At 67.1% G+C, this 14,204-nt stretch carries 15 protein-coding genes; 6 read left to right on the top strand and 9 right to left on the bottom strand.

The features are described 5' to 3' along the window. Positions 1–4: 4 nt before the first annotated feature. From ABQE89_RS10175 to ABQE89_RS10195, 5 genes are read right to left on the bottom strand one after another with little or no spacing between them, the layout of a single operon-like run. Positions 5–925 (bottom strand): NAD-dependent epimerase/dehydratase family protein, encoded by a 921-nt coding sequence (locus ABQE89_RS10175; protein ID WP_448416206.1) that lies wholly within the window; start codon positions 923–925, stop codon positions 5–7. Beyond that, complete coding sequence (locus tag ABQE89_RS10180; RefSeq protein WP_448416207.1) at positions 925–2,079, bottom strand: sulfotransferase family protein; 1,155 nt, start codon at positions 2,077–2,079, stop codon at positions 925–927. Before ABQE89_RS10180 ends, ABQE89_RS10175 begins: the two co-directional genes overlap by 1 nt. Then, a complete protein-coding gene (locus ABQE89_RS10185) occupies positions 2,076–3,266 on the bottom strand; it encodes a DUF1214 domain-containing protein (RefSeq protein ID WP_448416208.1) in 1,191 nt (396 codons plus the stop codon). The genes ABQE89_RS10180 and ABQE89_RS10185 overlap by 4 nt, the downstream gene beginning before the upstream one ends. Beyond that, a complete protein-coding gene (locus ABQE89_RS10190) occupies positions 3,263–4,783 on the bottom strand; it encodes a class I adenylate-forming enzyme family protein (RefSeq protein ID WP_448416209.1) in 1,521 nt (506 codons plus the stop codon). Before ABQE89_RS10190 ends, ABQE89_RS10185 begins: the two co-directional genes overlap by 4 nt. 2 nt (positions 4,784–4,785) lie before the next feature. Then, positions 4,786–5,616, bottom strand: a complete 831-nt coding sequence (locus ABQE89_RS10195) for an SDR family NAD(P)-dependent oxidoreductase (protein ID WP_448416210.1) — start codon at positions 5,614–5,616, stop codon at positions 4,786–4,788. Positions 5,617–5,746: 130 nt separating this feature from the next. Between ABQE89_RS10195 and ABQE89_RS10200 the strand changes: the two genes are divergently transcribed. Then, a complete protein-coding gene (locus ABQE89_RS10200) occupies positions 5,747–6,922 on the top strand; it encodes a cytochrome P450 (RefSeq protein WP_448416211.1) in 1,176 nt (391 codons plus the stop codon). Positions 6,923–6,931: 9 nt separating this feature from the next. On the opposite strand, the gene ABQE89_RS10205 is transcribed toward ABQE89_RS10200, so the two are convergent. The 3 genes from ABQE89_RS10205 to ABQE89_RS10215 all read right to left on the bottom strand — a co-directional run bounded on the left by ABQE89_RS10205 (position 6,932) and on the right by ABQE89_RS10215 (position 9,183). After that, entirely contained in the window at positions 6,932–7,591 is a 660-nt protein-coding gene (locus ABQE89_RS10205; RefSeq protein ID WP_448416212.1) for a hypothetical protein, read from the bottom strand. Between the two features lie 99 nt (positions 7,592–7,690). After that, positions 7,691–8,488 carry an enoyl-CoA hydratase-related protein gene (locus tag ABQE89_RS10210; RefSeq protein WP_448416213.1) on the bottom strand — a complete coding sequence of 266 codons (798 nt, stop codon included), beginning with the start codon at positions 8,486–8,488 and terminating at the stop codon, positions 7,691–7,693. Positions 8,489–8,505: 17 nt separating this feature from the next. Continuing rightward, positions 8,506–9,183 carry a FadR/GntR family transcriptional regulator gene (locus ABQE89_RS10215; protein WP_448416214.1) on the bottom strand — a complete coding sequence of 226 codons (678 nt, stop codon included), beginning with the start codon at positions 9,181–9,183 and terminating at the stop codon, positions 8,506–8,508. Positions 9,184–9,812: 629 nt separating this feature from the next. On the opposite strand from ABQE89_RS10215, the gene ABQE89_RS10220 reads away from it, so the two are divergent. From ABQE89_RS10220 to ABQE89_RS10240, 5 genes are read left to right on the top strand one after another with little or no spacing between them, the layout of a single operon-like run. After that, the gene (locus ABQE89_RS10220) at positions 9,813–10,124 is read left to right on the top strand and encodes an acyl-CoA synthetase (protein WP_448416215.1); all 312 of its coding nucleotides are present in this window, start codon (positions 9,813–9,815) and stop codon (positions 10,122–10,124) included. Between the two features lie 4 nt (positions 10,125–10,128). Continuing rightward, entirely contained in the window at positions 10,129–11,433 is a 1,305-nt protein-coding gene (locus ABQE89_RS10225) for a TetR/AcrR family transcriptional regulator (protein WP_448416216.1), read from the top strand. 41 nt (positions 11,434–11,474) lie between these two features. Continuing rightward, positions 11,475–11,912 carry a DUF6653 family protein gene (locus ABQE89_RS10230; protein WP_448416377.1) on the top strand — a complete coding sequence of 146 codons (438 nt, stop codon included), beginning with the start codon at positions 11,475–11,477 and terminating at the stop codon, positions 11,910–11,912. 9 nt (positions 11,913–11,921) lie between these two features. Next, positions 11,922–12,173 (top strand): hypothetical protein, encoded by a 252-nt coding sequence (locus tag ABQE89_RS10235; protein ID WP_448416217.1) that lies wholly within the window; start codon positions 11,922–11,924, stop codon positions 12,171–12,173. 46 nt (positions 12,174–12,219) lie between these two features. Then, on the top strand, positions 12,220–13,380 hold the full coding sequence (locus ABQE89_RS10240) for a winged helix DNA-binding domain-containing protein (protein WP_448416218.1): 1,161 nt from the start codon (positions 12,220–12,222) through the stop codon (positions 13,378–13,380). 4 nt (positions 13,381–13,384) lie between these two features. Here the strand turns inward: ABQE89_RS10240 and ABQE89_RS10245 are convergent, their stop codons facing one another. Beyond that, positions 13,385–14,155 (bottom strand): SDR family oxidoreductase, encoded by a 771-nt coding sequence (locus ABQE89_RS10245; RefSeq protein WP_448416219.1) that lies wholly within the window; start codon positions 14,153–14,155, stop codon positions 13,385–13,387. Positions 14,156–14,204: the final 49 nt, after the last annotated feature.

Genomic DNA, 14,204 nt, shown 5'->3' on the forward strand with positions numbered 1-14,204 from the left:
ACCGTCAACCGGTGGTGACCCGATCCGGACACCGTGCGGTCACCAGCTGCCGGATGCCGTCTCGCCAGTTCACCGTGCACGGCCCGGTGATCGCCCGGCGGCGGGTGGGATCGGCCGCGGCGCCCCGCGAGGCTCCGGTCATCGGCACCGTGTCGATGCGAGCGTCGATGCCGAGGATTTCCGCCATGTATGGCACCCACTCCTGGACGCTGACCGCTTCGTCTCCGCACCAGTTCACTATCGTCGCCGGAGTGCTGGCCGCGTCCAACAGCGCTTCCAGCTGGTCGATGATGTCAGTGCTGTGGATGATGCTGTAGGGCAGTGGATCCCACCGCGCTATCACGGATTCGCCGGCCAACATCCGGTCCAGGTGGATCGCGGGAAGTCCGCCGCGCTCGTTGTAGGCAGCGTTCATCCGGGCGATGACGACGGGAATGTCCATCGCTCTGGCACAGTAGCGGGCAACGATTTCGCTGCCGATCTTGCTCACCGGATAGCACGGCGGGTCATGGGCCAGCATGTCCCCAAGGGGGTCGTCTTCACGGAACCGGTGCCACGGGTCGGGGTGCGGTTTGTACACCGACACGGTCGACATCACCAGCGCGGCTTTGACATTACGGCAATGCTCGAGCAGGAAACCCGTGGCCTCGGCGTTCATCGTGATGGCCCGGTCATAAGTGGTGTTCTCGAAGTTGGCGGCGATGTGGAGCAAATACGTGAAATCGCGCGGCAGATGGCCGAACTCACATGTCATCAGGTCGGCGGCGCGTGTCGTGACGCCGAGGGCCTCGACCTCGTCACGCTGGGCCGGGTCGCTGAAGCGGGCGATGCCCCACACGTCGTTGTCGCGGGTGAGGGCGGCGGTGACGGCATAGGCGATGCGCCCGGCAGGGCCCGTCACGAGGATCTTCTCTCCGGACAGCATCAGTCCTCCAACTCGACGTCGAAATGGCGGATGTAGAAGTCGTAGTCGGAGCGAATCGCATCAGCTGACAATCCGTACTGCTCCGGCGAGTAGCGGTGTACGCCATGCGCTGACGGCCGGTTCTGCGCCTGCCAGCGATCCATCCGCTCCTGAAGGGACGGGGTCAACTCCATGCCGAGGAACTCGTACACCCGCTGCATCGTGGCATGTCTGTCCCGGATCAACTCTCGGTGATGCACATCGAGGAACCGGTTCTCGCCGATGCGGGCCCGCGCCGCCATGGCCTGCTCCATTCCGAGGCGTAGATGTTCGGCGATATGTCTGCCCAGGCGCGCACAGTCGTTGGTGGCCGGCCAGTTCCCGGGGAAGACGGTCGCCACCAGGCTGGCGTAGGACGGTACGATTTTGGCTGGATCACGATGCGCCATGACGAATTTCGCGTCGGGATAGGCCGCGAGGAAATCTTCGAGGTGGAACTTCTGATGCGGGCATTTGAACAGCCAGCGGTTCGGTGGGCGCCGCGATTGCAGAAGCACCGCCACGCGGCGATGGTAGGCGTAGGTGTCGCGCATGTCGGTGTCCCGCCACCAGTTGTGGTAGCCGAACACCGGCAGCGTCATCTGCTGCGCACGGAAACCCAGGCCGAGCACCTCGGTGTCCTCGGTCGAGGCATCGGTGTCGAAGATGTGCATGGCCTTCAGGTCATCGCTGACGATCTGGTGGCCTTCAATCGCCGCGACCCGACGCGGATCGCATCGCTCGTCGGGCAGCGTCGGCGGCGGACACGGCTGTTCCTGTTCCCAGTTACGCAACGGGCGAAACCGCTCGTCCAGCGACATCATGTTGCCCAGTGCGGTTGTCCCGGTACGCGGTAGACCGATCACCGATACCGGACCGTCCACCGACAGCTCGTCGAGTTCGGGATGCGTGCGATACCATTCCTCGATTTCGAGTCGGTTCACCAGACGCCGGCACACCATGTCGACGGCGGCGCCCGCGTCTTGGGGCGCAAGCCGTGCGTCGGCCGCCAGGCTGTCGAGCAGCACCTCGAGACCCTCCCGAAAATCGCCGGTCCCGAAGTCGTCGAGGCCGCGTTTTTCCCGCGCTCGGTCCATCAATTCGTCTGCGGCGGGATAGCGAATGCGGTCGGTCACCACAACCTCCGAAACTGCGCGGCTTCGCGACGACGGCGAAGTTGTTCTGTGCGTTGGGCCAAAGTCACCACCGGGGTCTCGGGAGGCAGGTGGTCTCGTACGTCGGCGAGGGCGACCTTGGTGACGGTCGGGTCGGGCGCGTTACTCGGCTTGTTCCAGCGCATCTGCAGCATCCCCCACTTGTTGTCGGCCTTGTCGAGCCAATTCGGTACCCCGGGATCGCGTGCGCAGATCACGGCGCGGAAGCGACCGTCGTCGTCGAGGACGGCCTGCACGTCGTTGAGGCTGGACTGGCGGTTGACCCAGTCGACGGTGCTGAACCGGTCGTCGGCGACAAGGATCTGCCAATAGCGACACTGCCGTGGCAACTCCGTTTCGACGATGAGCGCCTCGTCGTCGTCGATCTCGTAGATCCCGTCGTAGTAGACCTGGTTGGGCAGGCTGCCCATGCCGTCGCTGACGCCGGATCGCTTGATGCCGTTGGTCGGATGGTGCTTGCGGTAGTACTGCACAAGCTCCATGTCCAGGCTGATCATCCCCTCGATCCACTGGGGAAGTTCGCCGAACCTCTGAGTCGTCTCCGCGGTGGTGGACGCCGGAAGATCGTCGAGCCTCTCGATCGCCATCCGGGCGTCCTGCTCGCCGGCCCAGTCACACGCACACATGCGCATCAGCAGCCGCTTCGTCCCGGGATGCAGTTGCCACCAGTCGCCGGTGTATCCGCGCGGACGCTCGGGGCTGAGTAGCACGCTGAAGTAGCCGTCGTCGGCGATGGTCAAGTCGTCGAGATCGTGGGTGGCGGGCGCCGGCTTCATGTCGGCGATCGTGGTGAGGAACAGCCAGCTCTGCTGGGTGATCTCGACGAATCGGCTGGTCCCTCGATAGCCCGAGATGCGGTAGCTGCCCTGGTCGTCGATCGTCGTTGTCTTGTAGACGAAGTCGGGGTCCGGGCCGCCCTGGTTGAACGCGATGTTCCACAGCGGGGCCCACACCGGTCGGTGTGGATCCATGTAGACGTGACACAGGTATCCGGCCGAGAGCATCGACAGCACCAGCCGGTACATGTCCTGGCGTTCGGCCTCGGTGACGTTCGGCCTGCCCCATTTGGCGATCAGTCGGTCGGCGACCGGCTCCAAGGCCCGCATCTGATCTGCCCACCCGGGCAGCGTCGTGTTTGGTGTTGTCATTTCGCGTCTTCTCCGGCTCGCCCCTGTCGGTAGAGCGCTTCTACATCACGCAGCTTCACCTTCATCGCATGATTTCGCGGCAGTTCGTCCACGATGACGACCGCGACCGGAACATGGTGGCGCGGAAGCGAATCGCGCACCAGTTGCTTGAGCTGCTCCTCGATCGGGCCGGCCGCACCCGCGACGGTTTCGACGGCAGCGAACGGCACGTGGCCGAGCCGGGCGTCGGGCACGCCGACCACACACGCGTCACGTACAGCGGGATGGGTGAGCAGTGCCCGCCGAACGGTTTCGGGCAGGATCTTGAAGCCACCCCGGTTGATGGCACCGTCGCCTCGCCCGTGCAACGTGACGAAGCCGTCTTCGTCGACGGAGGCGATGTCGGTGGTGGGAATCCAATCCGGCCCGATGAGTGGGATGAGCGCCTGCAGATACCCCCGCGCGTCCGGCGGCAGTTCGGCCCCGGTGTCCGGATCGACGACACGCACGGACGTGCCGGGCAGCGGCTTGCCGACGCTGTCCCGCTTGGCCCGGCCGTACTTCCGGTACATCTCTGGCGTCCAGCCGCAGACCGAGCCAGCGAATTCCGTTGCGCCGTATGCCCACAGCACCGGTATACCGAAGCGTTTCTCGAAGGCTTCCCGGGCGTCGGCCTCAAGCGGCCCGCTTCCGCCGAAGAGGTACTCCAGCGAGGCCAGATCCTCCTTGGCGGTGTCGGACTCGAGCAGCATCCGGATCACCGGGGGCTGCACGGCGGTGATCTTGACGGCGTAGGTCTTCACCGCGCGCACCCACTCGTCGACGCTGAACTTCTCCAGCAGCACCATTCGCCGGCCCGAGTAGGCCGCAGCGATCAACTGGCACACCCCGATGCTGGCGAACGGCCAGTACACCACGTCGGGCGGGTCGTCAGGCCCCGCCGGGGTGGCGTTCGCGCTCAGTACGGCCCGCTGCAGGACTGGCAGCGGAATCGGCATCCGCTTGGGCGGACCGGTCGTACCACTGGTGAGGATGTGCATGCTGGGCGAGTTCTCGGTGGCCACCGTCGCGCTGCCGCTCACCTGGCGGCGGGCGACGATCACGTGGGCATGGGGGGCAGACGCCTCCAGCGCCACACCGACGCTGCCGCAGCGCTTTGCGGCCTCGAGCACCGCCGGACTCCAGTCGGTTCGCTCAGCAATGACCGCGGCGGGCTTGAGCTTTTCGATGTCGCGAGCAACCGATTCCGGCGACTGAAAAGAGTAGATCATCGCCATCGACCGCCGGGCCGCGACCAGACCGACGATGGCCGCTGCGTGAGGCAACCGGTTGCGTGCGACCAGACCGATCAATCCGTCAGCGGGGACGTCGGCGTGATCGAGTTCGGCGATCAATTCATTGATCAGCGTGGCGACTTCGTCTCCGCTGTACCACCGACGTTCGAACTCCATACACGGCCGGGGGCCGTAGCTGGCGATACCGGCCCCCAGTTCGTCGGTGAACGCGCCGTCGCCGGGCGCGATTGAACTGACTGCCACCATCACAGCGCCTCGTCGTCGAGGGCGGCGGGTATGCGTGGTCCCCCGTCGATGGACAGCGTCTGGCCGCTGATCCACGCGCTCATCGGGCTGACGAAGAACAGCACTCCGTATGCGATGTCGTCGGGCCAGCCCACGCGACGCAGCGGTATCTCGCGTGCCATCGACTCGGGTGTCGCGCCAAACCGTGCCCATGAGCGCAGCGCACCCTCGCTGGCCACGCTGCCGACCGCGATCGCGTTGCACCGCACACCTTTCGGGCCCCACTCGGCGGCGGTGACGCGGGTCAGCATCTGCAGACCCGCCTTGGCCGCGGCATATGCTGCGCCGCCTTTGACCCCGAGCACCCCGGCCGCCGACGAGATGTTGACGATCGCTCCCCGCGCCGCGGCCAGGTACGGCAGCGCGGCACGCATGCAGAGATAGGCCGAGTCCAGATTCAGCTCAACGGCATTACGCCAGCGGTCGGGCGGGGTGTCCTTGAGCGCATGCATATAAGCGCCGCCGGCGTTGTTCACCAGGATGTGCAGCGCGTTGAACTTCGTCGCCGTCGCGTCCAGCAGCGCCTCCACACTGGCTGGATCGCGGACGTCGGTCGGCACCACGAGGGCGTCGCGGCCGGTGAGCCGGCGGATCTCGTCGGCGTTGCGGGCGAGGGTTTCCCGGGTCCGGCCGGCCAGCACGACGTCGGCGCCGCGGGAGGCGAGCAGTTGCGCTGTGCGCGCGCCGATGCCCGTGCCACCGCCGGTGACCACCGCGACCCGGCCGGTCAGGTCGAGCAGCGGGTCGGGATCGGTCCCCGCCGCGGCCTCGCTACCGCTCGTGGCGGCCATTCGTTCTCCTCAATCAAGAGTCGAAATACGTTATTTATTTAAATAATAATGCTGTTATGATCAGAGCGCAACCATGTGCGGCGAAGAAGACACGCGCCCAACGGGTTCGACGATGGGACAGGAGGTTCCGATGGCCACGAACACTGGTTCCGGCGGTGGCCAGGTGCCACGGATCCGGCTCAGCGAGGTGCCAATGGTGGCCAGTCGGGCGGACGGCTGGAAGGCGATCCGCGACGCCGGTCGGGTGGTGTACGCCGAGGAGGTTTCCTACTACTACATCACCCGGAGAGACGACGTCCTCGCGGCGCTGCGCGATCCGGAGTTGTTCTCCTCGGAGAAGGCGACCGCGATGCTGGGCAGCCCGCTGCCGCTGGTGCCGCTGGCCTTCGACCCGCCAAAGCACACCCGCTATCGCCATATCCTGCAGCCGTTCTTCAGCCCCAGTGCCCTCAAGGGGCTTCTGCCGTCGCTGCAGGAACAGATCAGCGACATCGTCGCCGACATCGCGACCAAGGGCGAGTGCGATGTGGTCGCCGAGGTGGCCATCCCCTATCCTTCGCAGGTCTTCCTCGCACTGTTCGGTCTACCGCTGGCCGAACGCGACCGGTTGGTCGCGTGGAAGGACGCCGTCATCGCACTGTCCGAGAAACCGGCCGAGGACGCCGACATCACGCCGGCCCTGGAGCTGTTCGCCTTCCTCACCGAAGCGGTCAACGAGCGCAAGCGCAATCCCGGAAACGACGTGCTGTCACAGGTTCTGACTGGAGAACAACCGCTGTCGGACCAGGAGGCAATCGGTCTCAGCTTCCTGTTCGTGCTCGCCGGACTCGACACCGTGACCTCAGCCATCGGCTTCGCGATGTATGAGCTGGCCCGCGACCCCGGGCTGCGTCGGGACCTGCGCCAGAACGACGGCGCGATCGACCGGTTCATCGAGGAGATCGTCCGACTGGAGGGGCCGGTCCCGGCGGTGCCCAGGATGACCACGGCCCCTGCGACCATCGGCGATGTCACCATTCCCGCCGACACCCAGGTCCGGCTGTGCCTGGGCGCGATCAGCCGGGAAGACGGCGGCGACGACATGCGCCTCGACGGGTCGATTCGCCGGCACTGGGGCTACGGCGGCGGCCCGCACAGGTGTCTGGGCATGCACCTGGCCAGGATGGAGCTGCGCCTGGTGGTCAACGAATGGTTGGCGCGCATACCCGAATTCGAACTCGCACCCCACAGCGATTCCAAGATCGACTTTCCGGCGGGCACCCACACCCTCAATGAGTTGTGGGTGCGGTTTCCCGTCCCAAGCTAGCCGGACGGGCTATCCGACCCGCTCGTCGAACGGCGTCAACAGCCGCTCGATCACGGTTGTGGAGGTTTTGGCGCCCAGGTCGGCGAAATCGAAGATGTCGACGGCGTGGGCCTTCAGATCGGCGATGCGCAGCAGACCCAGGTGTTGCTCGTCGGCCAGCAGCGTGTCGTAGAGGCGGTCGAAGTCGTAGTCGTAGTCGGAGACGGGCAGGCCCACGTTGAACGCATCGCCCACGCCGCACGCCAGTTCGGTGCCGTAGGCGATCATCAGATGTAGACAGAGCTGTTCGAGCAGGCAGCCGGGGACGGGTCTGCGCCCGTGTCTGAACGCATCGGTGAGCGCCTCGAACGCACGCACGATCTGGTCCATGAACACCGGTTGCCGGCTGCGCAGCATCTGCTCCCCCGCGTGGGCGCCAAGCGTGACGCCGGCGATCACCAACATATTGGCCGTCCTGGGCGTCAGGTCGGGGACCTCGCAGTGTGGGCAGCCACGGTCTTTGCACAGTGCACAGGTGACGCAGTCGTCGTAGCAGTCCCGACAATTCGGGCAGCACCCGTCGGTCGAGACACACGCTGTCGTCGGAAAGCTCAGGATGCCGTCATCGGCGCCGTGTTGTTCGGCGAAAAGCCGACGTGTCTCGGACTGACTGGCGATTTCGATCCTCATGGCTCCTCCGCTCCTTGATGGTCACGATGTTCAACCATCGTCGGCGCCCGTTACCCATAGGGCATCGACAGAGCCACGTAGGTACTACGTAATTCTGGCTCAGCGCCGGCGGGCGGCCAGGTGGGCGCGCGCGGCCCGCACCTGGGCCGGTGTGCCGATGTTGTTCGCCATCACCGACAGCTCCTCTTCCATGCCGACCTCGAGGGGAACCGCTGCGGCCAGCCGCACCAGCCGCTTGGTTTCGGTGATGGCGTGCCTGTTGCGTCCGGCGATCGCTCGTGCGAGCTGAAGAGCCTCGGCGAGTGGGTCGTCGCACACCCGACTGGCCAGGCCCCAGGCGCGCGCCTCGTCGCCGTTGATCCGCCTGGCCGTCACGAGAAGCTCCAGCGTTCGGTCCGCGCCGATCAGCGGTGGCAGCAACTGGCTGGCGCCCATGTCGACGGTCATACCGAATGCGATTTCCAGACAACCCATCTGGATGTCGGCGGTGACGAGGCGGATATCGGCGCCGAGCGCGAGCTGAAAACCGCCGCCGAGCGCGTGCCCGTGCATCGCCGCGATGACCGGCACCGGAGTGTCCCGAAGTGCGCGCACGATGCGTTGACCGCGGCCCGGCCGGCGTCCTGTCGACGTGGGGTCGCGCGGATCGGCGAACGGGCGCTGACCCGACGCGCCCTCGCCCGCGAAGTCCCGGTGCAGGGAGAGGTCCAGCCCGGCGCAGAACGACCGCCCTCGGCCCGAAAGCACGACCGCTGCCAGATCGTCGTTGGCCCGAGCCGCTTCGGTCGCCGCGACCAGGTCGTCGAACATCTCATCGTTTAGGGCGTTTCGCTTGTCCGGCCGATCCAGCTGGATGTGCAGCACGCCATCGGTGACGTCCGCGGTGACCGTGCTCATGTGGACCCCATTCTTCGTCACGCGCTCACGACGTCGACAACCGCTTCGCGGGAGTCACCGAGCATGTACCCCTGGACCGCGTCCAGGTGCCGACGCCAGTACCGCCTGGCCTCCTCCATCTCCCCCGCGGACAGCAGCCTGGCCAGCTTGGCATGTGCCCGTTGCCCTGTTTTGATCGCGGGCACGTCGTAGCCGTCCGGAAGGGCGGCCACGTGTGCCCGGTTGTGGGCACTGATGATGTGTAACAGCATGTCGGCCAGCACCTTCAGGGTCGCGTTACCCGCCAGGTCCACCACCGCCCGGTGGAAGGCGACGTCGTGCTCGGCGTAGGCCTGGGGATCCTCGACCAGCCCGGCGCCCTCGGCGACCAATCGGTCCAGCGTCGCCAGGGGCCCGGCCAGCCGCCGCGGTGAGGCCGTCGCGATTGCGGACTCCTCCAGACTGGCGCGGGCCCGATACACGTCGAGCAGTGTGGTGCCCATCGACTGCAGCAGCACGCCGGTGGCTACGGCCGCCACCGCGGGATCCGGCTTCAATGCCCGAGCCCCACCGCGGGCGCCGCGCAGCACTTCGATCAGCTGCTCGGACTCCAGGATCCGGAACGCCTCCCGCAGGGTCGCGCGCGACACGCCGAAGTGCGCGGCCAGGACCGCTTCGCTGGGCAGTGGCTCGCCGGCTGACAGTTCGCCGGTCACGATCCTGCGCCGGAGGTGTCCCGCGACGAGCTCGGCGGTCTTCGGAACCCTGACCCGAGAATTGTTTTGCGGCACTCGTATCACCGTCCTGCCGACTCGCGACCCAGCGCGCCGAGTCCGCCTTGCTGTACCATAAATATTTATTTAATTATACTATATTGTCCGTGAGGATCGATGCCGAGCTGTAGCGGCCCGATGGCCGCTGTGGAAGCTTCCGATCATCACCGGAACTGTGGAGTGCCGAATCCGCTCACGACTCCCTTCTGCTCTTGGCATGTGCCGTACAGAACACCACGACCCTCGGACTCGGCAGCGCCGTCGCAGTGGCGTTCGCCCGCACGCCGTGACGGATTCTGCTCGGCGGGAGGAGAACGTAATCGACACCGGCACAACGTTTTACGACGGGTAGGTGCGCCGATGGCAAGTTCCTGGCCAACGGCGCGCTGGAGAAGCCTTTCCAGGCCCGCCCGCAGCGGTTGGGGCCGCGTTTGGATGGTTTGCTACATCACGACTCGGCCGCCGAGTGCGCAAGAGCAAGCAACGCCCCCGCCGCCACCACAGCGCGGCACGATTACGCACGGCGTGTTGCATGATTGGGGCGTAGCGGATCTGGCGGGGACGGTGAGGCAATGAACGGTGACACAGTCGGTAACGCTATGAAGCGCGAGGCCGACCGCGAGAACGACCATGACGTGCTGACGTTCGGCGAGGCCGGTGAACGCCTCAGCCGTGAGATCGCATCCACCACGGCTCGGCTCGCCGAATTGGAATCGGCGGGCGACTCCGCCGAGTTGCAGAAGGTCCGAGCGCAGTTGGACGCCCTGCGGGCCGCCGCCGCGCGGAACTCCGCGCATCCGATCAACGACGCCAACTTCGAGAGATTCTTCGGCTACCCGGGCAGGCCCAAACGCACTGGCGACGGAACACCGGGTGAACAATGACGCTGTGACCCCATCCGAGAGTATGCGGCGACCCGGTTACGCACCGGCCAACGCCGCGGTTGGGCGTCGCGGGCTGCACACCCGGCAGCGCGTCCTCACCCGCGCAGGCCAGCTCTTCGTGGCGCACGGTTTCCACGGCACCTCCATGGATGCGATCGCGAAAGCGGTGGGAGGTTCGCGGGCGACGATCTACCAGTACTTCGAAGACAAAGAGGAGATCTTCCGCGAACTATCCCGCCAGTGCGAACCGGCGGTCCTCGAGCACGGCCGCCGGCTCGGTGAGCTTGGCCCCCACCCGGAAGGCATGGCCAACCTGCACGGGTGGCTGGTCGAGTGGGCGGAGCTTTACGACAAGTACGCCGTGGTGTTCCTGGAATTTCCCGGCATCGGCACGATCGCCGGTGTGACAGGCGCCGCCGCGGTGTCCGACAAATATGCCGACACGGTCACGGCCAAACTGCGCGATGCGGGGGTACGTGGGATCGACCCCGAAGACGCCGCCGCCGCCTTGCTGCGGATCGCGCACATGGTCAACCTCTATCGATTCCGCGGGCAGCTGGGGCTGAACTCACGCTCGAACACGTCGGCGGCGCTGTCGATCGCTATCCAGCTGCTGTTGTTTCCCGACACGCCCGCCGAGGTGACCGCTGCCGTCGCCACGGATTCGGCCTCGGTCACAACGGTTTTCCCGACGGCCTTCCCTCTCGATACCGCGACCGACGACGACCGCGACGCGGAGGGGCCACCGGTGCAGCGCGACGTGCTCACGGCGGCCTCCGCGCTGTTTGCCCACCACGGCTACTACTCGGTGTCGATGGAGGACATCGCCGCTGCGGCGGAAGTCAGCCGGGCCACGCTGTATCGCCACTTCAGCAGCAAGGTCAAGGTTCTGGCGGGACTCACCGACTGGGCCGTCGCGGAGAGCCGGCACATCGCCGCCCGGCTCCACACGTTGGCGCAGGGCGAACCCACCGCCGAGGACCTTCGCGCCTGGTTGACCCAGTTCGTGGCGTTCCAACGCACCTACGGCGGTGTCACCCGCGCCTGGCACGACGGCACCCTCGCCCAGCAGTTGCCGGTAGACGTGCTCACCGAGGGCACCGGCGCGATCCACGGAGCGGTGATGGCCCTGCTCGACCACGTGGATCTGCCCGCAGGCCTCGACCCGCTGGTCGCCGTTGCCATATTCCTCGCAGTGCTCGGCCGGCTCAGCGAGCTGTCGGCCTCACGCCATCCCGAGCGAAGCGATGAGGACACGGCGGCACTGATGCTGGATGTGCTGCAGCGCTGCCACATTGCCCGGCCGTGAACCCGTCCGTAGGCTCGCCTCACATGCTCAGCAAAGATCGCATGCCACGGCTTGCGGGCATGCGTCGCGCCGTCTTCGCTCGGCACTGTAATCCGTGGAGTGCCTGGAGCCGGTGGGCCACCGCCCCGTTGGTGCTGGTTCCAGCCTGGACCCGCAGCTGGCGCCACGCGGCATGGATCGCGGTCTGGTTCGCCGTGAACCCGGTGATCTTCCCTCCGCCCGCCGACGAAAGCGCCTGGGCGACCCGCGCCATCCTCGGTGAGGAACTTTGGATCGTCGAACGGCCACGCGACACCGGCATGGTGGTCAATGCCGCTGGCACACTGGCCGGCGCGATCGCGCTGGTAGCCGCCGGGTGTCGCCGCGCGGGGCCGGCCGCGGTCTGGATCGGCGCCCAAATGGCACTTACGCTTGTTTACTGGCAGCTGATGGCGAAGTACTTCGACCGGCATCGGCAACAAACGCCGCGGCGCGGGTAGGTTGGCGTCATGCCCGAGGAGAAGCCGCACGGGGCAGCGGAGCCGGACGAGGAGGGCTACACGCCGAGCGGCGTGCCCACCTTCGAGTCGGTGCGCGAGAAGATCGAGACCCGGCACGGCACCGCGATCGGCGCGTCGGAGCTGGCCGCCGAGACGCCCGAGGGCCGTGCGGTCGAAGAACAGTACGAAGACAGGAAGAAGGCCGCCGCCGAGCGTCTGGCCCAGATCCGCGAGTCGATGAAGAAGGACGAACCCAGCTAGCCTCGGACGGGCCACGTGTCGGGGCCGGCGGGTAGGTTCCCCGACGATGCGCTCCTTCACCGTCGCCGAACGCCGCGCCCGGCTGGCCCGGCGTCATCTGCTCACCGAACCCGCCGCTTCGCCCGTCGACGCCGCCGCGGACCTGGTCGGGCTGCACGCCACCGACCCGGCCACCCCGTACCTGTCGCTGTGGGCGAGGTGCCCCGGCTTCACCGTCGCCGACCTCGACGGGGAGCTCTACACGCACCGGCGGTTGGTCAAACACCTCGCGATGCGACGCACCTTGTGGGTGGTATGCGGTCAGGATCTGTCGACGGTGCAGGCCGCGGCCAGCGACCGGGTGGCCGCCAACGAGCGCCGCCGGCTGTGCGCCGATGCCGCGACGGCCGGGGTCACCGACGACGGCCAGGGGTGGCTGGCGGCCGCGCGTGAGGCGGTCCTTGCCCACCTCACCGCACACGGGCCGACCAGCGCCCGGGAGCTACGCGCCGCACTGCCGCAGCTCGCGGGCACCTATGATCCAGCCCCGGGAAAGCGATGGGGCGGTGAGACACCGTTGGCACCAAGGATTTTGACGGTGCTCTCGGTGCAGGGCGACATCATGCGCGGTCCGAACGACGGCAACTGGACGGCCTCGCGACCGCTGTGGGCGTCGATGGCCGACTGGTCGCCGCACATCCGCGACGCGGTGGCGCCGGAGGCGGCGCGCAATGAGCTGGTGCGCAGATGGCTGCGCACGTTCGGACCCGCCACCGTCACCGATATCAAGTGGTGGTTCGGCAACACGCTGACGTGGGCACGGCAGGCGCTGCGCGATCTCGACGCCGTCGAGGTGGACCTGCACGGCACGCCGGGCTTCGCACTGCCCGACGATCTGGAGACCGAACCCGAGGTCGAGCCGTGGTGTGCGCTGCTACCCGGCCTGGACGTCACCACGATGGGGTGGTTCGACCGGGACTGGTATCTGGGCGGGCACCGCGAACAGGTGTTCGACAGAAACGGCAACGGTGGGCCGACCGCGTGGTGCGACGGCCGCATCGTGGGTGCCTGGGCTCAGGACGCCGACGGTCGCGTCGAGCTGCGGCTGGTCGAGGACGTCGGCCGCGCGGCCCACCGCGCGCTGGCCCGGCGTGCCGACCAGCTGACCCAATGGCTCGACGGCGTGCGCATCAGTGCGCGCTTTCCGTCCCCGCTGTCGAAGAGTTGAGGGCTCAGACGTCCAGCACACCGGCCGGTGTCGAGGACGCACCTCTGGCGATGACCGTCGGCATCGACGTGGCCGCATCGGTGCGCAGGATCGTGTGAACCACCTCGACGAGATCCTCGACCGGCATCAGCTTGCCGGGCATGTAGCCCCGCTCGACCCAGATCGGATATGCCTTCATCGCGAGTTCCGCATCCCACCCGGCGTTCATGCCCGTCGCCGCATCGCCTTCTCCGCCTGCGCATTCCCCGACGACCAGGCAGGTGAAGCCGATCTCGGGGTGTTCGCCGCGCCAGGCGTCGACCAGGCTCACCAACGCCGCCTTGCTGACCCCGTAGGCGCCCAGCCCAGGCCAGGGCGGGGTGAGACTGCCCGCATCCGAGGACAGATAGACCGCCTTGCCCGCGGATGCGCGCAGATGCGGTACGGCGGCGGCGGTCACCAGCGCGGCCCCGGTGACGTTGGTCTCGAACACCCGCCGCCAGGTGTCGGCGTCGGTGTCGACCAGACGCACCAGTGGCCCGATGGCGGGCGTGTAGACCAGATTGTCGATACCGTCGAGCACCTCGGCGGCCTCCGCGATGGCCGACCGGCACGAGGCCTCGTCGGTGACGTCGCATTCGACGGCGACCGCTTTGCCGCCGGCTTCCTTCGCCGCTGTCTCGATGCGCTCACGGCGCCGCGCCAACAGCGCCACATGGTCGCCACGCTGGGCCAGACCGACACCGATGCACCGGCCGAGCCCACTGGACGCGCCGATCACAACCGTTTTGGACATACTCTCCTCGCTAACCGCGGTAACGGCATTCTCAGATGAGGAGAACATA

Source organism: Mycolicibacterium sp. XJ1819 (assembly GCF_053483675.1).